Genomic DNA, 20517 nt, shown 5'->3' on the forward strand with positions numbered 1-20517 from the left:
GCAGCGCCACCACCTCGGCGCCGATGCGGTGGTCGAGGTTGCCGGTCGGTTCGTCGGCCAAGAGCGCGGTCGGGCGCATGATGGTGGCGCGCGCGATCGCCACGCGCTGGCGCTGCCCGCCGGAGAGTTCGGCAGGGCGGTGAAAGGCGCGGTCGCGCAGGTCGAAAGCGTCCAGCGCGGCGTCGACGCGGGCCTTGCGCTCGGCCGGCGCGATGCCTTCGAGCATCAGCGGCAGCTCGATGTTTTCCGCCGCGGTGAGGCGCGGCACCAGGTGAAACGACTGGAACACGAAGCCGATCTTCTCGCGGCGCACCCGCGCCTGCTCGTTCTCGGAAAGACCGGTGACGTCGGTGCCGTCCAGTTCGTAGCGACCGCTGTCGGAACGGTCGAGCAGGCCGATGACATTCAGCAGGGTGGACTTGCCGGAACCCGACGGCCCCATGATGGAGACGTATTCGCCCGATGCGATGTCGAGGCTGATGCCGTTGAGCGCGCGCACTTCCTGGTCGCCCATGCGGAACACGCGCGTGATCGCGGCGAGGCGGATCATGGCTTCGCGGCTTTCATGTCCTTCAGGGTATTGGGGGTGACCCGGGTGCCCGCCTGCACATCTTCTCGGTCGAATGACAGCAGCACCCGCTCGCCGGCGTTCAGCCCGCCGGTGACTTCGGTGAACGCCCAGTTGGCCAGCCCAGTTTTCAGTCTGCGCGTTTCCAGCCGGTCGTCCTTGCCCAGCACCAGTACCGTGCCGTCCTGCCGGATCGCTTGGGTGGGCACGCGCAGCACCTTGTCGCGGCGCTCGGTGACGATTTCGGCATCGGCGCTGTAGCCGACCAGCAGGATCTGCTTGGGCGGCGCGTCGAAATCGACCTCGACGTCGACCGTGCGCGCCTGCTTTTCCACCTCGGTCACGTACGGCGCAATGCGCCGCACATGGCCGGGAAAGACGTGTCCGGGCAGGGCGTCGAAGGTGATGCGCGCGGGCTGGCCGGGCTTCAGCCTGGGAGCGTCGACCTCGTCCATCGGCGCGCTGACGTAGAGGCAGGTGTCGTCGATCAGGTCGACCGCGGGCGGGGTGGGGATGCCGGGCGGCGACGGCGTGGTGAATTCGCCGACCTCGCCGGTGACCTTGGCCACGATGCCGGCAAACGGCGCGGTCAGCGTGGTGCGCTCCAGCCCGGCCAGGGCGACGCGGATCTGCGCCTGCGCGCGCTTGACGTCGGTGGCGAGCGCATCGCAATTGGCCTGGCGGGCGCGCGCTTCGGCACGATCGTCCTCGCCGCGCTGCGGGCTGACGAAGCCGCGCGCGGCAAGCTGCTGGGTGCGCTCGGCGTTACGCCGCGCGTTGTCGGCCATGATGCAGGCTTCGCGGCGGCGCTCCTCGCTGGTGGCCAGCTGGCGGGCGGCGAGTTCGCGTTGCGCGGTAAGGTCGCGGTTCCACAGTTCCAGCAGCGGCTGCCCTGCCTTCACGCGGTCGCTTTCCTTCACCCACAGCTTGACGATCTGCCCGCCCGCCACCGGGGCGAGGCGGGCACGGCGGCAGGCCTTGACCGTGCCGGCGCGGGTGTTGACCACGGTGGCTTCCACCGTGCCGCGCGCGATCGTGGCGAGTTCGACTGCGGGCGGCAGCGGCCGGGTGAAGCGCCAGGCCGCATAGGCCAGCGCAGCGAGCGCCAGCACGACGAGTACAAGACGCAGCCAGGTTTTCGGTTTCGGCATGATAGGGCGGGGCAGCAGCGAAGCGGCCCAATGTAACATTCGGGGATGCTGAAAACCATTATTCCGGCCCGCCTCGAATTCAAGGACGGCGTGCCGTATTCCGCCGCCTACGGCGACATCTACCATACCGCCGACGGCGGCGTCGGGCAGGCGCGCCACGTCTTTCTGCAGGGCTGCGGCCTGCCGCAGGCATGGGCGCATCGCGCCCGCTTCGTCATGCTGGAAACCGGCTTCGGCACCGGGCTGAATTTCCTGGCGACCTGGGCGGCGTGGCGCGACGACCCGGCGCGCCCGGCGCGGCTGCATTTCCTGTCGGTCGAAAAGCATCCGTTCGGCGCCGACGACCTGGCGCGCCTGCATGCGCAATGGCCGGAATGGGCGGCGCTAGCCAACGAACTGCGGGCGAACTGGCCGACGCCGACGCCGGGTTTCCATCGCATCGCGCTCGACGGCGGGCGGGTGCAGCTCACCCTGATGCTGGGCGACGCGGCGGACTGCCTGCCGCAGGTCGAGGCGGGCGTCGACGCCTTCTATCTGGATGGTTTCGCCCCCGACTGCAACGCCGACCTCTGGCAGCCCGGGCTGTTTGACGAACTCGCGCGGCTGGCCAACCCGGGGGCGGCGGCGGCGACCTACACGGTGGCGGCAACGGTGCGCGAGGGGCTGAAGCGGGCGGGCTTCGCCTGCGAAAAACGCGCCGGCTACGGCCGCAAGCGGCATTGCCTGAGTGCGCGTTTCGCCGCCAAGGCCGGCGCCGATGAACCCGCCGTGCCGCGGCGTGTCGCCGTCATCGGCGCTGGCGTCGCCGGGGCGGCCGTGGCGCACGCGCTGGCGCAGCGCGGCGTCGCCGTCGTCGTGCTGGAGCGCGCGGGAGACAGCGCGCAGGGGGCCTCCGGCAATCCGCTGGCGGTGTTCCGCCCGGTGCTTTCGCGCGACGACAACCACGCCAGCCGGCTGACGCGCGCGGCCTTCCTGCACGATCTGCGCGCGTGGGCCGCGCTGGGCGATGCGCCGGAATGGTCGCGCTGCGGCGTGCTGCATCTGGCCAAAAATGCGGATGCGGCGGCGCGGCAGCGGTTGGCGCTGGCCGGCACCGCGCCGCCCGCCGACTACGCGCGCTGGGTGGAAGCGGACGAAGCGCGCGAGCTGGCGAACTGGCCGGTTGCCGCGGCCGGGGTGTTTTACCCGGCGGCGGGCTGGGTGGTGCCGGGAAGCCTGTGCCGCGCCTGGCTCGATCATCCGGCAATCCAGTTGCGAACCGGCTGCGCGGTGGCGCGCGTGCAGGGCGGCGCTGCCGGCTGGCAGGTGCTGGGCGAGGACGGCGCGGTGCTGGCGGATGCCGATGCCGTGGTGCTGGCCAACGCGCGCGCCGTCCTGGATCTGGTTGCGGGGCAGACCTGGCCGCTGCACGCCGTGCGCGGCCAGGTCACGCGGCTGCCGCCCGGCGGCCTGCCGGAAATCCGGCGGGTGATCGCGCGCGAAGGCTACGTGGCGGCGGGCGCGGGCCAGCTTGTGGTCGGCGCAACCTACGAACACGATGACGACGACAGCGCACCGCGCAGAGCGAGCGATCTTGCCAATCTGGCCCGGCTGGAGGCGATCCTGCCGGGGGCGGGCGAACGCTGCGCGCTGGCGGCAGTGAGCGGGCGCGCAGCGCTGCGCGCCACGCTGCCGGACCGGCTGCCGATGGTGGGGGCGGTCGATGGACAGGCGGGCTTGTATGTGGCGGCGGGCTACGCGTCGCGCGGGGTGGTGTGGGCGGGCTTGCTGGGCGAGGCGCTGGCCGACCGCATCACCCGCCAGCCGCTGCCGCTGGAACGCGATTTGATGCGGGCGATCGCTCCCGGGCGCTTCGCCCGCTGATCAGGCGGCGGTGAGGGGGGTGCCTTTGCGCGCGGCGACCGCGAGGCCGGCATGGTCGTACAGGCCGCCCTGGCTGGTTGCGCTGTGGACCAGCACATTGAGCGCCTGCCGGGTGGAGCTGAGGCGCAACTCGATCAGCGAGCCGATGCGCTGGTTCGCCGCCTGAACCTCCTGTTCCAGCGCGCATAGCCGCTGCCAGCGGGCGCGCTGTTCGGGCTGGCCGTGCCGCGCCAGCCAGGCGTCCACGCCGGCGCGATCGGCGGCGTGTCCGGCGGCCAGCAGATCGGCATGGCGCTTTCGCGCATGCTCGCTCACGGCCTGCAACTGCGTCAGCTTGGCGGTGTTCAACTGGGCCAGGCGGTCGGCCTCGCCCGCGATCAGTGCCCGCTCCTCGTCCTGCAGGATCTCCAGCAAGCCCTGCCAGGCAGCGCTTTCTGCCGCCAGACCGGCAAGCGGAGCGGGATCGGGAGACGCCGGCTTATCTGGCGACATGGAGCATTTCCTTCACCGAATCGATCAGGCCTGCGGCGATGTTTTCGGGTTTGATGCTGTACTGGCCGCTGGCGATGGCTTCCTTGATGCTGTCCACCCGCGCCCGGTCGATCGGCGGGATCGCCGCCAGCTGGGTCTCCAGCTGTTTCAGCTGGGCAGCGCGCGGACTCAGCGTGACATCGGTCTGCTCGGCGCCGGTACGCTTGTTCGCCTGCGGCTGGGCAGGGCGGTTTTCGACGGAGGAGGGGAGCGTAACCTGCTTCAGGCCTGGATCGATTTTCATGGCGGGTTCCTGGTTTCGGGTCGGGCGGCACGGGGAGGACATTCCCCAAGCTACACGAGTAACGTCAATTTACCAATATTCTGAAGTCGAGGCGCGGCTCAAAAGGCGACGACGACCTGCTGGCCGTCGTGTGCGACGCCGCTGATCACCTGGCCGGAACGGGTTTTCACCCGCACCCGGTCGCCGCGCCCGGCATTGGCCAGCGCCTGGCCTTCGCTCTGCACGGAAAATCCCGGGCCGTTCAGCACCAGCCGGGTGACCTGGCCCTGCTGCACCGCAAGCGGGGGACGCAGCAGGGCGCTGCGCAGCGGCGCGCCCGCGGCCAGCCCGGAAACCGCGCGGTAGCCCAGCATCGCGTCGGCATCGGTGACCACGTCGGCGGGCAGGCTGCCGAGATCGCCCTCGCGCAGCACGATGTCGGCGGCGGTCAGGACGTGATTGGTGGGAAGCGGCTGACGGGTGACGGCATACGGGCCGATCACCCGCACCTGCGCGGGCAGGTAGACCGTCCATTGCGCCGGCGCCAGGCAGCGCACGCCGACGCTGATCTTGCCGATGCTGCGGCTGCCGGCGGGCTGGAACGCGTCGAGCGCGGAACAGGCGGGCAGCGCAGTGCGCGGCGCTTTGACCTGTATCGTCACCTTGCCCGGCAGGCCGCTGGTCTGCGTTTTCAGGAAGCGCTCGGCGTGGGCCTGCAGCGCCGCGGGGTCTTGCGGATCGGCCGCGTGGGCAGCGGCCGCCAGGCTCAGGCAGGCGGCGGCCAGCCACAGCCTGCGGGCAGGTCCGCCTGCATGGATCGGTTCTGCAGCCATCCTCGGCTCCTCGATTCGCTTTTTCACAGTGCGTCATTCTAGGAAGCGCGGCCCCATCCGAAACGCCGAAATGAACCGGCTTTCTGCCGCTTATCGTGCGATTGAATGGACAGGCGCATGTCTAGGATGCAGTCATCGCAAAAAGGCTTTGCAGCGCAGGCGGCAAAGTAAATGAGGTGACGACCATGCTGAACCGGCTGGATGACATGCTGAATTTCCACCAACAGGCGCTGCGCATCCGCGACCAGCGCCAGCAGGTGCTGGCGTCCAACATTGCCAACGCCGACACGCCGCATTACAAGGCGCGCGACATGGATTTCAAGGCGGCCCTGCAAGGCGCGCTCAAGGGCGGCAGCACCCCCGGCGCGACGCCGCTGGCCACCACCGCGCCCGGGCATCTGGCGGGCAATTCCGGCCAGACCGCCGCGGCGGGGCTGCTCTACCGCACCCCCGCCCAGGGCAGCGTCGACGGCAACACGGTGGATGTCGACGCCGAGCGCGCCGCCTTCGCCGAAAACGCCATTCAGTATGAGTTCAATCTGACCCGGATCAACCAGCAGATCAAGGGTCTGCTGAGTGCCATCCAGGGATAAGGAGTTCGGGCATGTCGCTGTTCAATATCTTCAACGTGGCCGGCTCGGCGATGAACGCCCAGTCGCAGCGGCTGAACACCGTCGCCAGCAACCTCGCCAACGCCGACAGCGCGACCAGCGCCAGCGGCGCGCCCTACAAGGCCAAGCAGGTGGTGTTCAGCGCGACGCCGGTGGGCGAAAACGGCGCCACCGGGGTGAACGTGGCGGCGGTGATCGAGGATCCGTCGCCGATGAAAATGGTGTACGACCCGAAAAATCCGCTGGCCGACGGCAAGGGTTACGTGGCCATGCCCAACGTCAACGTGGTGGAGGAGATGGTCAACATGATTTCCGCCTCGCGTTCCTACCAATCCAACGTGGAAATGATGAACACCACCAAAACCCTGCTGCTCAAGACCTTGAGCCTGGGCCAATAAACGAGGACACGCCATGAGTACGGTACAAGACGTAGGCAATGTCAGCAGCCAGTTCGGCGCTGGCGCAGCCAAAACAGCGAAGAACGGCACCGCGGACACCCAGGACCGCTTTCTGAGCCTGCTGGTTGCGCAGATGAAGAACCAGGACCCGCTGAACCCGCTCGACAACGCCCAGGTGACCAGCCAGATGGCGCAACTCAGCACCGTGGAAGGCATCGAGAACATGAACAGCAGCCTGCAGGCCATGGTCGCCAGCATGGGCGCCAACCAGATGGCGCAGGCGGCCAGCCTGATCGGGCGTGGCGTGCTGGTTCCGGGCGACACGGTCAGCCCCGCCCAGTTCGAGGATGTGATGGGATTCGAGCTGGCGCGCCCGGCCGACAAGGTCACCGTCAGCATTCACGACGCCGCGGGCGGGCTGGTGCGCAAGCTGGAGCTGAGCTCCAGGGAGGCGGGCGTGAGCGTGCTGGCCTGGGACGGCCTGACCGACAGCGGAACCGAGGCGCCTGCCGGCCAGTACAGCTTCAAGATCGATGCCGTCCAGGATGGCCAGCCGGTCAGCAGCGTCGCCCTCAACCTCGGCATGGTGAATAGCGTTTCGCAGAACGGCCAGGGCGTGCAGCTGAACCTGGCAGGGAACACCAGCGTGGGATACGCCGAGATCCGGCAGATTTTCTGAGCAGCAGGACCGCCAGCAACCATTACAAGGAGCAGAACATGAGTTTTCAGCAAGGCCTGAGCGGGCTCAATGCCGCCGCAAAGAATCTGGATGTCATCGGCAACAACGTCGCCAACGCCAGCACCGTCGGCTTCAAGCAGTCGCAGGCGCAGTTTGCGGACGTCTATGCCAACTCCCTGACCGGCGCCGGCGGCGCCGGCGTCGGCATCGGCACCAAGGTGGCGCAGGTGGCCCAGCAGTTCACCCAGGGCAACATTTCGTCCACCAACAACCCGCTCGATATCGCCATCAACGGCGGCGGCTTTTTTCGCATGGACAACAATGGCGAAATCACCTACCAGCGCAACGGCCAATTCCAGCTTGACCGCATGGGCTTCATCGTCAATCCGACCGGTGCCAAGCTGACCGGGTACATGGCGAATGCCAACGGCGTGCTGGCGACCGGCTCGCCGGCGCCCCTGAGCATCAATACCGCCGATCTGGTGCCGCAGGTCACGAGCCAGGTGAACGCGGTGCACAATTTCAATTCGAACAAGACGCCGCTGCTGGCGTCAGACTTCGACATGAGCGACCCGACCACCTACCACGACTCGACCGCCCTGTCGGTCTACGACAGCCTGGGCAACGAGCACACGCTGCAGACCTTCTACGTCAAATCGGCAGCGGGAACCTGGGACGTTTTCGCCGCCAATGACGGCGTGCTGATAAGCGGCGGCGGCGCGGATGGCCAGATCGGCACCCTCAGCTTCAACGACACCGGCGCCCTCACCGGCGGCTCGCCGATGACCATATCCGGGCTGGCGGTGACGACGGGGGCGACCCCGCTCGATTTCACCATCGATTTCACCGACAGCACCCAGTTCGGCTCCGCGTTCAGCATCAACACGCTGAACCAGGACGGCTACACCTCGGGGCGGCTGGCCAGCTTCAACGTCGGCGCCGACGGCATCGTTCTGGGCCGCTACACCAACGGCAAGTCGGCCGTGCTGGGCCAGGTGGTGCTGGCCAATTTTGCCAACCCCAACGGCCTGCAGCAGCTGGGCAACAACATGTGGGGCGAAACCTCGACTTCGGGCACCCCGCTGGTGGGCGCGCCCGACTCGGGCAGCCTGGGCGTGCTGCAATCGATGGCGGTGGAGGATTCCAACGTCGACCTGACCGCCGAACTGGTCAACATGATCACCGCGCAGCGGGTATATCAAGCCAACGCGCAGACCATCAAGGCCCAGGATGCGGTGCTGCAGACCCTGGTCAACCTGCGTTAAGCCCGGCTTGACGATGCACTGAGGAGGCAGCATGGACCGTCTCATCTACACCGCCATGACCGGCGCGAAACACGCGCTGGAGCAGCAGGCGACCACATCGCACAATCTGGCGAACGCGACCACCACCGGCTTTCGCGCGCAGATCGACCAGTTCCGCGCGGTGCCGGTGCAGGGCGCGATCCTGCCGACCCGCGCCTTCGTGGTCGACTCCACCACCGGCAGCGATTTCCGCGGCGGCGCGATCCAGCATACCGGGCGCGATCTCGACGTGGCGGTGCAGGGCGATGGCTGGATCGCGGTGCAGGCGGCGGACGGAACCGAGGCCTATACCCGCAACGGCAGCCTCAAGCTGGACGAGAACGGCGTTTTGCAGACGGGCAGCGGGCTCACCGTGATGGGCGACGGCGGTCCGCTGGCGATTCCGCCCGGCCGCAACATCGCAGTGGCCAAGGACGGCACGATTTCGCTGGTGCCCGACGGCTCCACCGCCACCGGGCTGACCTCGATCGGCCGCATGAAGCTGGTGAACCCGCCGCAAGCCGAACTGGCGCGCGGCGACGACGGCCTGTTCCGGCTGAAAACCGGCGAGGCCGCCAACGCCGACCCCAAGGTGACGCTGATCGGCGGCGCGCTGGAGTCCTCCAACGTCAACGTCGTCGACGAAATGGTCAACATGATCTCGCTGGCGCGCCAGTTCGACATGCACATGAAGCTGCTGCAGCACGCCGAGAACAACGACGGCAAGGCGGCGCAGCTGTTGAGCATGAGCTGATTTTTTAAAGGAGCCGACATGATTCGCTCACTGTGGATTGCCAAGACCGGTCTGGATGCGCAGCAGACGCAGATGGACGTGATTTCCAACAACCTCGCCAACGTCAGCACCAGCGGCTTCAAGCGCGCGCGCGCGGTGTTCGAGGACCTGCTGTACCAGACCATCCGCCAGCCCGGCGCGCAGTCGTCCGAGCAGACGCAGCTGCCCTCGGGCCTGCAGATCGGTACCGGGGTGAAGCCGGTGGCGACCGAGCGCATCTTCACCCAGGGCAACCTGCAGCAGACCGGCAACGCCAAGGACGTGGCGATCCAGGGCAACGGCTTCTTCCAGGTGCTGATGCCGGACGGCACCACCTCCTACACCCGCGACGGCTCGTTCCAGGCCGATGCCAACGGCCAGCTGGTGACGTCCAGCGGCTATGCGGTGCAGCCCGCCATCACCATTCCGCCCGACACGCAAACCCTCACCATCGCGCGCGACGGCACGGTGTCGGTGACGCAGGCGGGGGCGACCGCGCCGGTGACCGTCGGCACCCTGCAGCTGGCGATGTTCGTCAACCCGGCCGGCCTGCAGAGCATGGGCGAAAACCTCTACGCCGAGACCGCCGCCTCCGGCACGCCGAGTTCCAACGCGCCCGGCAGCAATGGCGCCGGCCTGCTGAATCAGGGCTACGTCGAGACCTCGAACGTCAACGTAGTGGAAGAAATGGTCAACATGATCCAGACCCAGCGCGCGTACGAGATCAACAGCAAGGCGATCCAGACATCCGACCAGATGCTGCAGCGCCTGACGCAGCTGTGAGGCTCGTCATGAACACCCTGCGTTCGGCCGGCGTGCTGGCATTGATCCTCGGGCTGAGCGCCTGCGCCACCACGCCGTCGAGCATCGTGCAGCAGCCGACCACCGCGCGGCCGCAGGTGCAGGCATCCCAGGCCGCCGGCAATGGCGCGATCTACCAGGCGGCCGCTTACCGTCCGCTGTTCGAGGACCGGCGAGCGCGCAACGTCGGCGACGTGCTGACCATCGCCATCAACGAAAAAACCCAGGCGGGCAAACAGGCCTCCTCCAATGGATCGAAGACCAGCGAGGTCGATTCGTCGATCAGCGCGGTTGCCGGGCTGCCGCTGAAAATGTTCCAGGGCCTGGGGCTGAACGCCGAGGCGTCGAACCAGTACGACGCCAAGTCCGCGGTCAATTCCAGCAACAACTTCACCGGCAGCGTCAGCGTCACCGTGGTCGAAGTGCTGCCCAACGGCAATCTGGCCGTCGCCGGCGAAAAACAGGTTGCGCTCGACAAGAGCACCGAATACATCCGCCTGTCGGGCGTGGTCAACCCCGACACCATCCAGGCGGGCAACGTCGTGTCGTCGGCCAAGGTGGCGGACGCGCGCATCGAGTACCGCACCAGCGCCAATTTCGACAAGGCCGAAATGATGAGCTGGCTGGCGCGCTTCTTCCTCAGTTTCATTCCTTTATAAACGGTGGGCACCATGCGGATTTCAAGCTTGCTTCTTCTGGCCGCGCTGCTGGCGGGCGGCGCGGCGCATGCCGAACGCATCAAGGACATCGCAAGCATGCAGGGCGTGCGCACCAACCAGCTGGCGGGATACGGCCTGGTGGTGGGGCTCGACGGCAGCGGCGACCAGACCACGCAGACCCCGTTCACCACCCAGAGCATCGCCAACATGCTGACGCAGATGGGGGTCAACCTGCCGCCCGGCATCAACATGCAGTTGAAGAACGTGGCGGCGGTGATGGTGACCGCCGAACTGCCGCCGTTTGCCCAGGCCGGGCAGGGCATCGATGTGACGGTATCGTCGATCGGCAACGCCAAGAGCCTGCGCGGCGGCACCCTGGTGATGACGCCGCTGAAGGGTGCCGATGGCCAGGTCTACGCGATGGCGCAGGGCAATCTGGTGGTCGGCGGCGCCGGCGCCTCGGCCAGCGGCAGCAAGGTGCAGATCAACCATCTGAGCGTCGGGCGGATTCCCGCCGGTGCGACGGTCGAGCGCAGCGTCGCCAGCGCGCTGGGCGAATCCGGCAGCATCAACCTGGAACTGCGGCAAAGCGACTTCACCACCGCCAGCCGCGTGGTCGACGCGGTGAACGCGCATTTCGGCAAGGACACCGCGCGCGCGCTGAACGGCCGGGTGATCCAGGTGAAGACGCCGCTCGGCGAGAGCGAGCGGGTCGCGTTTCTGGGCGCCATCGAAAGCCTCGACGTCAGCCCGGCGCAGGCCATGGCCAAGGTCATCATCAATGCGCGCACCGGTTCGGTGGTGATGAACCGCGCGGTCATGCTCGACCCCAGCGCGGTATCGCACGGCAACCTGTCGGTGATCATCAACACCGAACCGGTCGTCAGCCAGCCGGCGCCGTTTTCCAGGGGGCAGACCGTGGTGGCTGCGCAGTCGCAGATCGAAATCCGCCAGCAGCCGGGCGAGGTCATGCTGGTAAAAGGCAGCGCCTCGCTGGCCGACGTGGTGAAGGCGCTCAATTCCATCGGCGCCACCCCGCAGGATTTGCTGGCCATTCTGCAGGCCCTGAAGGCGTCCGGCGCACTGCGCGCCGAGCTGGAGGTGATTTAAGTGATCGGCGGCGCGGACCTTTCCTCCAAATTTGCGCTCGACGTCCAGGGCGTCAACCAGCTCAAGCTCGACGCGAAGCAGTCCTCGCCCGAGGCTTTGCGCGCCGCCGCGCAGCAGTTCGAAGCGGTGTTCATGAACATGCTGATGAAAAGCATGCGCGAGGCGACGCCGCAGGACGGCATGTTCGACAGCGACCAGACCCGCATGTACACCTCGATGCTCGACCAGCAGCTGACGCAGCGCATGGCCAGCCGCGGCGTCGGCCTCGCCGACGTGATGGTGCGCCAGCTTTCCGCCACGCTGCAGGCGCCGGGCGGCGCGGGCGCAACGCCGGACCAGCCGGCGGCGCAGGCGCTGCCGGCTGCCGCGCGCAGCGGCGACGCGCCCGCGCACGTCGAGGCCTTCGTGCAGCGGCTGCTGCCGCACGCCAAGGCGGCGAGCGCCGGCAGCGGCATCCCCGCCCAGTTCATGCTGGGGCAGGCGGCGCTGGAAACCGGCTGGGGCAAGGCCGAAATCCGCGGCGCCGACGGCCAGAACAGCCACAACCTGTTCGGCATCAAGGCGGGCGGCGCGTGGCGCGGCCGCACGGTCGACATCGTCACCACCGAGTACGTCAACGGCAAGCCGCAGAAACAGGTGGACAGTTTCCGCGCCTACGACTCCTACGCCGATGCCTTCCGCGACTATGCCAACCTGCTGCGCACCAATCCGCGCTACCGGGACGCGACCGCGCCGGGGCAGGATGCGGCCGGGTTCGCCCAGGGTTTGCAGCAGGCGGGCTATGCCACCGACCCGAACTACGCCCAGAAACTGATCAGCGTGATCAAGCAAGTCGACCAGGTTTGACCCCGGCGGCTCAAGAATCCGGCGATTCCGCCGATTCACCTGTCAAGCGTAGCGATATCCCGTTTCCCACCCCAACCCTGGCGACCAGATAGATGGCAACCAACATACTCAACATCGGCCGGAGTGCTCTCGCCGCCGCGCAGGTGGGGATCAACACGACCGGCCACAATATCGCGAATGCGGCGACGCCGGGCTACAGCCGCCAGGTCGTGGTCCAGGGTACGGCCCAGCCGCAGAACTTCGGTTTCGGCTTCATGGGGCAGGGCGCCGAGATTGACACGGTCAAGCGCGTTTACAGCGAGTTCCTCGGCAGCCAGGTGCGTTCCGCGCAAACCTCGAAAAGCGGGCTCGACAGCTATTACGCGCAGATCAAGCAGATCGACAACCTGCTGGCCGACCCGGCTGCCGGGCTGTCGCCCGCCTTGCAGGGTTTTTTCAGCGGCATTCAGGAGATGTCCTCGAATCCGGCGCTGATTCCGTCGCGCCAGGCGGCCTTGTCGTCGGCCGAGACGCTGGTTTCACGTTTCCAGAGCCTGGCCGGACGGCTCGACGAGATCGAACAGGGCATCAACAGCCAGATCACGTCGAGCGTCAACGGCATCAATACCTATGCGCAGCAGATTGCACAGCTGAACGATGCCATCGGCCGCGCCCAGAGCGGCAATGGCCAGCCTGCCAACGACCTGCTCGATCAGCGCGATCAGCTGATCCTGGATCTGAACAGGGAAATCAAGGCGACGGTCGTCAAGCAGGACAACGGCCATTACAACATTTTCATCGGCAACGGCCAGCCGCTGGTGGTGGGGGTGAACACCTACGCGCTGTCGACCGCGGCTTCGCCCAGCAACCCGGAGCGCATCGAGGTGGCTTACCGGACGGCCGGCAAGACGGTGGTGGTGGGCGAGTCCAGCCTGGTCGGCGGCAAGCTGGGCGGCCTGGTCGAATTTCGCAGCCAGACGCTCGACTCCGCCCAGAACGCCCTGGGCCGCGTCGCCATCGGCATGGCCAGCACCTTCAATGCGCAGCACCGCCTCGGGCGCGACCTCAATGGCAATCCGGGCGGCGATTTCTTCACGCTGCCGCCCCCCGTGGTGGGCGCGAACAGCGCCAATACCGGCGACGCCAAGATTTCCGCCAGCATCGGCAATGTCAATGCGCTGACCACCAGCGATTACCGGCTGCAGTACGACGGCACCGACTACACCCTGACCCGGCTGTCCGACAACAAGAAATTCCCCCCCGGCGCACTCCCGCAAACCGTCGACGGCATTGAATTCAGCCTGGACTCCGGCACCGCCGATGCGGGCGACAGCTTCCTGATCCGCCCCACCGTCAATGGCGCATCCGGCTTGGCCGTGGCGCTCACCGATCCGGCGCAGATCGCCGCCGCGGGCGCCTTGCCCGTGACGCCCGTCGGCACGTCGGCGGCGAGCGCCAATGCCGGGGACGTCGCCATCGGCGCCGCCACGGTCGACAGCAGCTATACGACGCCGCTTGCCGCGCCGGTGACGTTCACCTATAAGGTCGACGCAGTGAACGGCGATGGATTCGTCCTGTCGACCCCGGTGACGGTGACCGATTCGGGCACCCCGCCCACCACGACTTCCTATGCCGCGGGCGACGTCGTGCCTTATGTCGAAGGCGCGACCATCAGCTTCGGCGGCATCAGTTTTGTCCTCAGCAGCCCCACCGGCGCCGCGCCGGCCGACGGCGACAGTTTCACCGTGGCGGCCAACCCGTTCGGTATCGGCGACAACCGCAATGCCTTGCTGCTCGGCGCGCTGCAAACCGCCAATACCCTCGGCGGCGGCACCGCCAGCTTCCAGGGAGCCTATTCGCAGCTGGTCAGCCAGATCGGCAACAAGACCCGCGAGCTCGAAGTCACCAGCAGCGCGGCCGGCAAGCTGCTCTCCGAAGCGCAGCTCTCGCTGCAGACCGAGTCGGGCGTCAATCTGGATGAAGAGGCGACCAATCTGCTGCGCTACCAGCAGGCCTACCAGGCAGCCGCCAAGGTCATGCAGATCGCCAGCGAGATGTTCGACGCGCTGCTCACCATCGGCCGATAAGGGGATCCGAACATCATGCGCATCAGCACCCAAACCCTGTTCGAGACTGGCGCCGCCCGCCTCAGCGAGCTGCAGTCCGGTCTTGCCAGGACGCAACAGCAAATCTCCGCCTCGCGCCGCGTCCTGACCCCGGCAGACGACCCGGTCGCTGCCGCGCGCGCGCTCGAGATCACCCAGTCGCAGTCGATCAATACGCAGCACGGCGTCAACCGGCAAAGCGCGAAAAGCGCGCTCGGCGCAGTGGAGGGCACGCTGTCGGGGGTGACGGCATTGCTGCAGGACGTGAAGACCACCGTCATCGCCGCAGGCAATGCCACGCTGAGCGACACGGAACGCGGTTTCATGGCGACCGAGTTGCGCGGCCGCCTCGATGAACTGCTGGGAATGGCCAACAGCCGCGACGCACTGGGCAATTACCAGTTTTCCGGTTTTCAGACCGCGACGCCCGCGTTTTCCAAAGATCCGGCCACCGGCGCGGTGCGATACGACGGCGATCAGGGGCAGCGGCTGATGCAGGTCGACAGCACGCGCCAGATGGCGGTGAGCAGCCCGGGACAGGCGGTTTTCCAGGGCGGCGGACAGGATGTGTTCGCCACCCTGAACGCGCTCATCGTGCAGCTGGAAACATCGGGCACCGCCGGGCTCGACGCCACATTGGCAACCGCCAACGGCGATCTGGACCTGGCGCTGAACAACGTGCTGACGGTGCGCGCGTCGATCGGCTCGCGCCTGCAGGAAATCGATGCGCTCGACAACGCGGGCGAAGACCGCAAGCTGCAGTACAGCCAGACGCTGTCCGAATTGCAGGATCTCGATTACGCCCAGGCGCTGACCCAGTTGTCGCAGCAACAGTTGACGCTCGAAGCCGCGCAGAAGTCGTTCGTGAAAACCTCCGGGCTGTCGCTGTTCAACTTCCTGTAAGGCCGTACATGCTTCCCCAGGAACCCCCGTCCAGCGAATTATTGATGAATACCCAGGTCGTGCGCCTGCTGTCCGGCGTGTCCGTGCATGGCGACCAGCACCTGGCGGAGGTCGAGCGGGATCTGGTGCAGATGGATGTATTGCTGGACGAGGCCATCAAGAAGCTGTGCGCGAGTTTCATGGCGATTCATCACGCAGTCGACCGGCAGCAGGAAGCCTTGAATGGCCTGCTGGCCGGCAGCCTGCCGGCATCCGAGTACGCGCAGCGCTTCGAAGCGCTGCGCGGCGAGATCGGCCGGCATGTCAGCGCCGCCGTGACCGGACTGCAATTCCAGGACATGACCAGCCAGCTGATCGGCCGCATGGTGCAGCATCTGGCCAGCCTGCGCGACGTGTTCGGCGCGCTCGATACGAACGGTGCGGCCTTGCCGCAAAGCGGAAACGAAGCGCTGCTGGCGCTGCTGAGCGACATCGGCGACCGGGTGGATGCGCGTCGCTCCGGAGTGCGCAGCACGGTGAACCAGCGCCACATGGAAAGCGGCGACATCGAACTGTTTTGAAATGACGGAATACGCGGGCACACGCCCGCACATGCAAAGAGCGGGAGCAACGATGAGTAAAACAATACTTGCAGTGGACGACTCGGGTTCGCTGCGCCAGATGCTGTCCTTCAGCCTGAAGGCCGCGGGCTATGGCGTGATCGAGGCGGTGGACGGACAGGACGGCCTGGACAAGGCCAGGAAGCAGACGGTCGATCTGGTGCTCACCGACCAGAACATGCCGGGCATGGATGGCCTGAGCCTGATCAAGGCACTGCGCGGGATGAAGAATTACCAGAATGTGCCGATATTGATGCTGACCACCGAGGCCGGCGACGACATGAAGGCAATGGGCCGGGCTGCCGGCGCCAATGGCTGGCTGGTGAAACCGTTCGACCCGGCACGGTTGACCGAGGTGGTGAAAAAGCTGATCGGCTGAGGATGCGGCGATCGAGCCTGCAGCGAATAAATGACGGAGCTTGAAAATGACTATTGATATGAGCCAGTTCTACCAGGTGTTTTTCGACGAGGCAGACGAACTGCTCGCCGAGATGGAGAAACTGTTGCTGGCTCTCGACGTGTCCGCGCCCGACGGCGAGGATCTCAACGCGATCTTCCGGGCCGCGCATTCCATCAAGGGCGGCGCCGCCACGTTCGCCTTTACCGATATCACCGAAGTCACCCACATGCTGGAGTCGCTGCTCGACAGGATCCGCAAAGGGGAAATGGCGCTGACGCCCGAGCATGTGGATGCCTTCCTGGCGGCCAAGGACGTTCTGACCATGCAAATGGATGGCCATCATCATGGATCGAGCGTCGACCAGGATGCGGTCGGCAGCGTCTGCCAGCGACTGAAGGCGCTGTCGCAGGGCATCGTTCCGGAAACGCCGGCCGTCGAGGCCGACCCGGTGGCCGCTCCCGAGCCCGCCGCACCGGTTGCGGATGCGGACGGCAACTACATTTTCCGCATCGAACTGCCCGAAGTGCCGCAGCGGGATGTCGATGCGCTGGCGGCGGAACTGGGCTTGCTGGGAACGATCGGCCAGGAGTGCCTGGCCGACAAGCGCACGGTTTTCACGCTGACCACCAGCGAGAGCCAGGACAACATCGTCGCGATTTGTTCGTTCGTGCTCGATCCGGATGACCTCAAGATTACGCTGGGCGCTGCCGCGGCGGCCGCGCATGCCGAGCCGCAAGGCGACAGCGAAACGAAGCAGCCGGCCGAAGACCCGGGCTACGGGATTTTCGAGCCGCAGCAGGCGGATGCGGTCAGCCCGGCCCCCCCTGCCGCCAAGCCGGAGCAGGCCGCGGCCGGGGCGCCCGCGGCCGAAGCCAAGAACTGGGGCCGGCGCGCCGGCGACAAGGAAGGCGCCAATCAGGAATCGTCGTCGATCCGGGTCGGCATTGAGAAAGTCGACCAGCTGATCAACCTGGTTGGCGAACTGGTCATTACCCAGGCCATGATCGAGCAGCGCATCGGCGCGCTCGATCCCATCGCCCACGAACGGCTGCTCAACAGCGCCAGCCAGCTGGCGCGCAACACGCGCGACCTGCAGGAAGCGGTGATGTCGATCCGCATGATGCCGATGGATTATGTGTTCTCGCGTTTCCCGCGCATGGTGCGCGATCTGGCCGGCAAGCTCGGCAAGAAGGTCGATTTCGTCACCCACGGCGCTGCCACCGAGCTCGACAAGGGGCTGATCGAACGTATTGTCGACCCGCTGACCCACCTGGTGCGCAACAGCGTCGACCACGGCATCGAAATGCCCGAGAAGCGCCGCGAGAACGGCAAGAGCGAAACCGGCAAGCTGAGCCTGTCGGCCGCGCATCAAGGCGGCAACATCGTGATCGAGGTGAGTGACGACGGCGGCGGCCTGAATCGCGAGCGGATTCTTGCCAAGGCGAAGCAGCAGGGTCTGGATGTATCGGACACGATGCCCGATGCCGACGTCTGGAATCTTGTTTTGGCCCCTGGATTTTCCACTGCGGAAGTGGTGACCGACGTATCCGGCCGCGGCGTGGGCATGGATGTGGTCAAGCGCAACATCGCGGCAATGGGCGGCACCGTCGATATTCGTTCGGTTCCCGGCAGCGGCACCACGATGGCCATCTCCCTGCCGCTGACGCTGGCCATTCTCGACGGCATGTCGGTCAAGGTGGGAGAAGAGGTGTACATCCTGCCGCTCGGCTACGTCATCGAATCGCTGCAGCCGGCATCGACCGACGTCAAGGAAATTGCCGGCCAGGGCCGGGTGATCAAGATACGCGGGGAATATTTGCCGCTGATTCCGCTGTACCAGATCTTCGCCATCGAACCGTGTTTCACCGAGCCGTCGCAGGGAATCGTCGTCATTCTCGAAGCCGACGGCAAGAAGGCCGCCTTGCTGGTCGACAGCCTGGTCGGGCAGCAGCAGGTGGTCGTCAAGAACCTCGAATCGAATTTCCGCAAGGTGGCTGGCATTTCGGGCGCCACCATTCTGGGGGATGGCGGCGTTTCCCTGATTCTCGACGTTTCCGCGCTTTTGCGCTCAAGCCGCCAGCTCAGCGCCGATCCCATCTTTTACTGAGGCCGGATCACCCATTTGGGTAAAAAAAGGATTCACACCATGTCCTACACCACACAGACACAAGCACAAGCCGGCGCCGGAGAGATTGCCGGGAAAGAGTTTCTGGCCTTCACCCTGGGGCAGGAAGAATACGGCATCGACATCCTGCGGGTGCAGGAGATCCGGGGGTACGAACCGGTCACCCGCATCGCCAACGCTCCCGACTTCATCAAGGGCGTGGTGAACCTGCGCGGCATTATCGTGCCGGTCGTCGACATGCGTATCAAATTCAGCCTGGGCACCCCCACCTACGACCAGTTCACCGTGGTGATCATCCTCAATATCGGCGGCCGGGTCATGGGCATGGTGGTGGACAGCGTCTCCGACGTCACCACGCTGTCCCCGAACCAGGTGAGGCCTGCGCCGGAAATGGGGACTTTCGACAGCGATTGCCTCATCGGCCTCGGCACACTCAACGATCGCATGCTGATCCTGGTCGATATCGAAAAACTCATGTCCAGCAGCGAAATGGGATTGATGGAAAAAATCGCAGCCTGACAGGCCGCCGAAATTGAATAACGACTATCCAAAAAGCCGGGAGTTTTAAATGTTTGAAAACCTGAGCATCAAGGCACGCTTGATCTTCATCGTGTCTTTTGTGTCGGTTCTTCTGCTGGGGGGCGCAGCCATCGGCCTGTACGGAATCACTGAAAACGGAAAGGGGCTCGAAACCGTTTACGAGGACCGTACCGTTCCGCTGGTGGATCTGGGTCTCGTCATCGATATGGTCAACCGTATCCGCACCAATATGGTGATTACGGTTAATGCAGGCATGCCTGAGGTGGCCGAGGCCGCCCGCACGGAATCGCTCGCGCTGGATGGCGAAATCGATACGCTCTGGACAAAATACACCGGCTCCCGCCTGACCGCGGACGAACGGCTGCTGGCCGACGATTTCAGTTCCAGGTGGAAGGCTTACCGGGCATCGCGCGATGCCACGCTGAAACTGGCGATGCAAGACGACGACATTGTCGCGGCCCAGGAACATGCCACCAGCGATGGCGGGCCAAAATTCACCGCTGCACGCGAAACCCTGTTCAAGCTGATCGAACTGCAGGGTTCGGTCGCCGGCCAGGAATTCGAACAGGCACGTGAGCGCAGCGCGGCGATCCGAAATTTCGCCATCGCCGCGGTCGCCATGGGTCTGGGTTTGCTGGCCTGGATCGGTCTCATGACCATCCGCGCCATCACCCATCCGCTGAATACGGCCGTCAAGCTTGCGCGCGCCGTTGCTTCCGGCGACCTGACGCAACGCATCGAAGTCCGCTCGACGAATGAGACCGGCCAACTGATGCAGGCGCTGAAGGACATGAACGAGAGCCTGGTCCGGATAGTCGGTCAGGTGCGCACCGGCACCGACACCGTCGCCACCGCGTCGAGCCAGATTGCCGCCGGCAACCTTGACCTGTCGTCGCGCACCGAACAGCAGGCGTCGAGCCTGGAAGAGACCGCCAGCTCGATGGAAGAACTCACCAGCACCGTCAAGCAGAACGCCGAGAACGCCCGCCAGGCCAACCAGCTGGTCGTCTCCACCTCCGACATCGCGGTCAAGGGCGGCCAGGTCGTCGAGCAGGTCGTCGACACCATGGCATCGATCAAGGACAGCTCGCGCAAGATCGCCGACATCATCGGCGTCATCGACGGCATCGCCTTCCAGACCAACATCCTCGCGCTGAACGCCGCGGTGGAAGCCGCGCGCGCCGGCGAACAGGGGCGCGGCTTTGCCGTCGTCGCCTCCGAAGTGCGCAACCTGGCGCAGCGTAGCGCGAGCGCCGCCAAGGAGATCAAGAGCCTGATCGAGGACTCCGTCGGCAAGGTCGACGCCGGCGGCCAGCTGGTCGACGAAGCCGGCAAGACCATGGGCGAGATCGTCAGCTCGGTCAAACGGGTCACCGACATCATGAGCGAGATTGCCGCGGCGAGCCAGGAACAGAGTTCCGGCATCGAACAGGTCAACCAGGCCATCACCCAGATGGATCAAGTGACCCAGCAGAACGCAGCCCTGGTGGAAGAGGCGGCTGCGGCGGCCGAAAGTTTGCAGGATCAGGCGGCCAAGC

22 protein-coding genes are annotated in these 20517 nt (G+C 66.1%); 17 read left to right on the top strand and 5 right to left on the bottom strand.

What is annotated here, in order from left to right:
• Positions 1–550, bottom strand: a 550-nt coding sequence (locus BGO62_RS05760) for an ABC transporter ATP-binding protein (RefSeq protein WP_296640131.1), incomplete at its 3' end; no start/stop codon positions are given.
• On the bottom strand, positions 547–1719 hold the full coding sequence (locus BGO62_RS05765; RefSeq protein ID WP_296640133.1) for an efflux RND transporter periplasmic adaptor subunit: 1173 nt from the start codon (positions 1717–1719) through the stop codon (positions 547–549). The genes BGO62_RS05760 and BGO62_RS05765, both read right to left, overlap by 4 nt.
• Before the next feature lie 45 nt (positions 1720–1764).
• Here BGO62_RS05765 and mnmC point away from each other — a divergent pair, with 45 nt between their 5' ends.
• Positions 1765–3582, top strand: coding sequence for a bifunctional tRNA (5-methylaminomethyl-2-thiouridine)(34)-methyltransferase MnmD/FAD-dependent 5-carboxymethylaminomethyl-2-thiouridine(34) oxidoreductase MnmC (mnmC, locus tag BGO62_RS05770; protein ID WP_296640135.1), 1818 nt, complete (start codon positions 1765–1767; stop codon positions 3580–3582).
• Here the strand turns inward: mnmC and BGO62_RS05775 are convergent, their stop codons facing one another.
• The 3 genes from BGO62_RS05775 to flgA all read right to left on the bottom strand — a co-directional run bounded on the left by BGO62_RS05775 (position 3583) and on the right by flgA (position 5169).
• Entirely contained in the window at positions 3583–4074 is a 492-nt protein-coding gene (locus tag BGO62_RS05775) for a flagellar protein FlgN (protein ID WP_296640137.1), read from the bottom strand. It lies immediately after the preceding gene.
• Positions 4061–4357 (bottom strand): flagellar biosynthesis anti-sigma factor FlgM, encoded by a 297-nt coding sequence (gene flgM, locus BGO62_RS05780; RefSeq protein WP_296640139.1) that lies wholly within the window; start codon positions 4355–4357, stop codon positions 4061–4063. Before flgM ends, BGO62_RS05775 begins: the two co-directional genes overlap by 14 nt.
• A 98-nt stretch (positions 4358–4455) precedes the next feature.
• Positions 4456–5169, bottom strand: a complete 714-nt coding sequence (gene flgA, locus BGO62_RS05785) for a flagellar basal body P-ring formation chaperone FlgA (RefSeq protein WP_296640141.1) — start codon at positions 5167–5169, stop codon at positions 4456–4458.
• A gap of 185 nt (positions 5170–5354) precedes the next feature.
• Here flgA and flgB point away from each other — a divergent pair, with 185 nt between their 5' ends.
• From flgB to BGO62_RS05865, 16 genes are all read left to right on the top strand, one after another.
• Complete coding sequence (gene flgB, locus BGO62_RS05790) at positions 5355–5762, top strand: flagellar basal body rod protein FlgB (RefSeq protein WP_296640168.1); 408 nt, start codon at positions 5355–5357, stop codon at positions 5760–5762.
• Positions 5763–5773: 11 nt separating this feature from the next.
• Positions 5774–6178 (top strand): flagellar basal body rod protein FlgC, encoded by a 405-nt coding sequence (flgC, locus tag BGO62_RS05795; protein ID WP_296640142.1) that lies wholly within the window; start codon positions 5774–5776, stop codon positions 6176–6178.
• A 13-nt stretch (positions 6179–6191) separates the two neighbouring features.
• A complete protein-coding gene (locus tag BGO62_RS05800) occupies positions 6192–6857 on the top strand; it encodes a flagellar hook assembly protein FlgD (protein ID WP_296640143.1) in 666 nt (221 codons plus the stop codon).
• A gap of 38 nt (positions 6858–6895) precedes the next feature.
• Positions 6896–8122, top strand: coding sequence for a flagellar hook protein FlgE (gene flgE / locus BGO62_RS05805; protein WP_296640145.1), 1227 nt, complete (start codon positions 6896–6898; stop codon positions 8120–8122).
• 31 nt (positions 8123–8153) lie between these two features.
• Complete coding sequence (flgF, locus tag BGO62_RS05810; protein WP_296640147.1) at positions 8154–8894, top strand: flagellar basal-body rod protein FlgF; 741 nt, start codon at positions 8154–8156, stop codon at positions 8892–8894.
• An 18-nt stretch (positions 8895–8912) separates the two neighbouring features.
• A complete protein-coding gene (gene flgG / locus BGO62_RS05815) occupies positions 8913–9695 on the top strand; it encodes a flagellar basal-body rod protein FlgG (protein WP_296640149.1) in 783 nt (260 codons plus the stop codon).
• Positions 9696–9703: 8 nt separating this feature from the next.
• The gene (locus BGO62_RS05820) at positions 9704–10372 is read left to right on the top strand and encodes a flagellar basal body L-ring protein FlgH (RefSeq protein ID WP_296640151.1); all 669 of its coding nucleotides are present in this window, start codon (positions 9704–9706) and stop codon (positions 10370–10372) included.
• Positions 10373–10384: 12 nt separating this feature from the next.
• On the top strand, positions 10385–11482 hold the full coding sequence (locus BGO62_RS05825) for a flagellar basal body P-ring protein FlgI (RefSeq protein ID WP_296640152.1): 1098 nt from the start codon (positions 10385–10387) through the stop codon (positions 11480–11482).
• Positions 11483–12328: a flagellar assembly peptidoglycan hydrolase FlgJ gene (gene flgJ, locus BGO62_RS05830; protein ID WP_296640154.1), complete on the top strand. Its 846-nt coding sequence runs from the start codon at positions 11483–11485 to the stop codon at positions 12326–12328.
• Between the two features lie 92 nt (positions 12329–12420).
• Complete coding sequence (flgK, locus tag BGO62_RS05835) at positions 12421–14394, top strand: flagellar hook-associated protein FlgK (protein ID WP_296640156.1); 1974 nt, start codon at positions 12421–12423, stop codon at positions 14392–14394.
• 15 nt (positions 14395–14409) lie between these two features.
• Positions 14410–15315, top strand: a complete 906-nt coding sequence (flgL, locus tag BGO62_RS05840; protein WP_296640158.1) for a flagellar hook-associated protein FlgL — start codon at positions 14410–14412, stop codon at positions 15313–15315.
• 44 nt (positions 15316–15359) lie between these two features.
• Positions 15360–15875 (top strand): chemotaxis protein, encoded by a 516-nt coding sequence (locus BGO62_RS05845; RefSeq protein WP_296640160.1) that lies wholly within the window; start codon positions 15360–15362, stop codon positions 15873–15875.
• A gap of 52 nt (positions 15876–15927) precedes the next feature.
• Positions 15928–16293: a response regulator gene (locus BGO62_RS05850; RefSeq protein WP_296640161.1), complete on the top strand. Its 366-nt coding sequence runs from the start codon at positions 15928–15930 to the stop codon at positions 16291–16293.
• Between the two features lie 46 nt (positions 16294–16339).
• Complete coding sequence (gene cheA / locus BGO62_RS05855) at positions 16340–18421, top strand: chemotaxis protein CheA (RefSeq protein WP_296640163.1); 2082 nt, start codon at positions 16340–16342, stop codon at positions 18419–18421.
• 39 nt (positions 18422–18460) lie between these two features.
• Positions 18461–18958: a chemotaxis protein CheW gene (locus tag BGO62_RS05860; RefSeq protein ID WP_296640165.1), complete on the top strand. Its 498-nt coding sequence runs from the start codon at positions 18461–18463 to the stop codon at positions 18956–18958.
• Positions 18959–19007: 49 nt separating this feature from the next.
• Positions 19008–20517: methyl-accepting chemotaxis protein (locus BGO62_RS05865; protein WP_296640167.1), on the top strand; the 1510-nt coding region annotated here is incomplete at its 3' end.

The sequence above is a fragment of the Thiobacillus sp. 65-1402 genome (genome assembly GCF_001897685.1).
Lineage (GTDB): Bacteria > Pseudomonadota > Gammaproteobacteria > Burkholderiales > Thiobacillaceae > Thiobacillus.

Excerpts from the sequence above, each read along its gene's own strand:
- BGO62_RS05765 (WP_296640133.1), bottom strand. The coding sequence starts at position 1,719 with ATGCCGAAACCGAAAACCTGGCTGCGTCTTGTACTCGTCGTGCTGGCG.
- mnmC (WP_296640135.1), top strand. The coding sequence starts at position 1,765 with ATGCTGAAAACCATTATTCCGGCCCGCCTCGAATTCAAGGACGGCGTG.
- BGO62_RS05775 (WP_296640137.1), bottom strand. The coding sequence starts at position 4,074 with ATGTCGCCAGATAAGCCGGCGTCTCCCGATCCCGCTCCGCTTGCCGGT.
- flgM (WP_296640139.1), bottom strand. The coding sequence starts at position 4,357 with ATGAAAATCGATCCAGGCCTGAAGCAGGTTACGCTCCCCTCCTCCGTC.
- flgA (WP_296640141.1), bottom strand. The coding sequence starts at position 5,169 with ATGGCTGCAGAACCGATCCATGCAGGCGGACCTGCCCGCAGGCTGTGG.
- flgB (WP_296640168.1), top strand. The coding sequence starts at position 5,355 with ATGCTGAACCGGCTGGATGACATGCTGAATTTCCACCAACAGGCGCTG.
- flgC (WP_296640142.1), top strand. The coding sequence starts at position 5,774 with ATGTCGCTGTTCAATATCTTCAACGTGGCCGGCTCGGCGATGAACGCC.
- BGO62_RS05800 (WP_296640143.1), top strand. The coding sequence starts at position 6,192 with ATGAGTACGGTACAAGACGTAGGCAATGTCAGCAGCCAGTTCGGCGCT.
- flgE (WP_296640145.1), top strand. The coding sequence starts at position 6,896 with ATGAGTTTTCAGCAAGGCCTGAGCGGGCTCAATGCCGCCGCAAAGAAT.
- flgF (WP_296640147.1), top strand. The coding sequence starts at position 8,154 with ATGGACCGTCTCATCTACACCGCCATGACCGGCGCGAAACACGCGCTG.
- flgG (WP_296640149.1), top strand. The coding sequence starts at position 8,913 with ATGATTCGCTCACTGTGGATTGCCAAGACCGGTCTGGATGCGCAGCAG.
- BGO62_RS05820 (WP_296640151.1), top strand. The coding sequence starts at position 9,704 with ATGAACACCCTGCGTTCGGCCGGCGTGCTGGCATTGATCCTCGGGCTG.
- BGO62_RS05825 (WP_296640152.1), top strand. The coding sequence starts at position 10,385 with ATGCGGATTTCAAGCTTGCTTCTTCTGGCCGCGCTGCTGGCGGGCGGC.
- flgK (WP_296640156.1), top strand. The coding sequence starts at position 12,421 with ATGGCAACCAACATACTCAACATCGGCCGGAGTGCTCTCGCCGCCGCG.
- flgL (WP_296640158.1), top strand. The coding sequence starts at position 14,410 with ATGCGCATCAGCACCCAAACCCTGTTCGAGACTGGCGCCGCCCGCCTC.
- BGO62_RS05845 (WP_296640160.1), top strand. The coding sequence starts at position 15,360 with ATGAATACCCAGGTCGTGCGCCTGCTGTCCGGCGTGTCCGTGCATGGC.
- BGO62_RS05850 (WP_296640161.1), top strand. The coding sequence starts at position 15,928 with ATGAGTAAAACAATACTTGCAGTGGACGACTCGGGTTCGCTGCGCCAG.
- cheA (WP_296640163.1), top strand. The coding sequence starts at position 16,340 with ATGACTATTGATATGAGCCAGTTCTACCAGGTGTTTTTCGACGAGGCA.
- BGO62_RS05860 (WP_296640165.1), top strand. The coding sequence starts at position 18,461 with ATGTCCTACACCACACAGACACAAGCACAAGCCGGCGCCGGAGAGATT.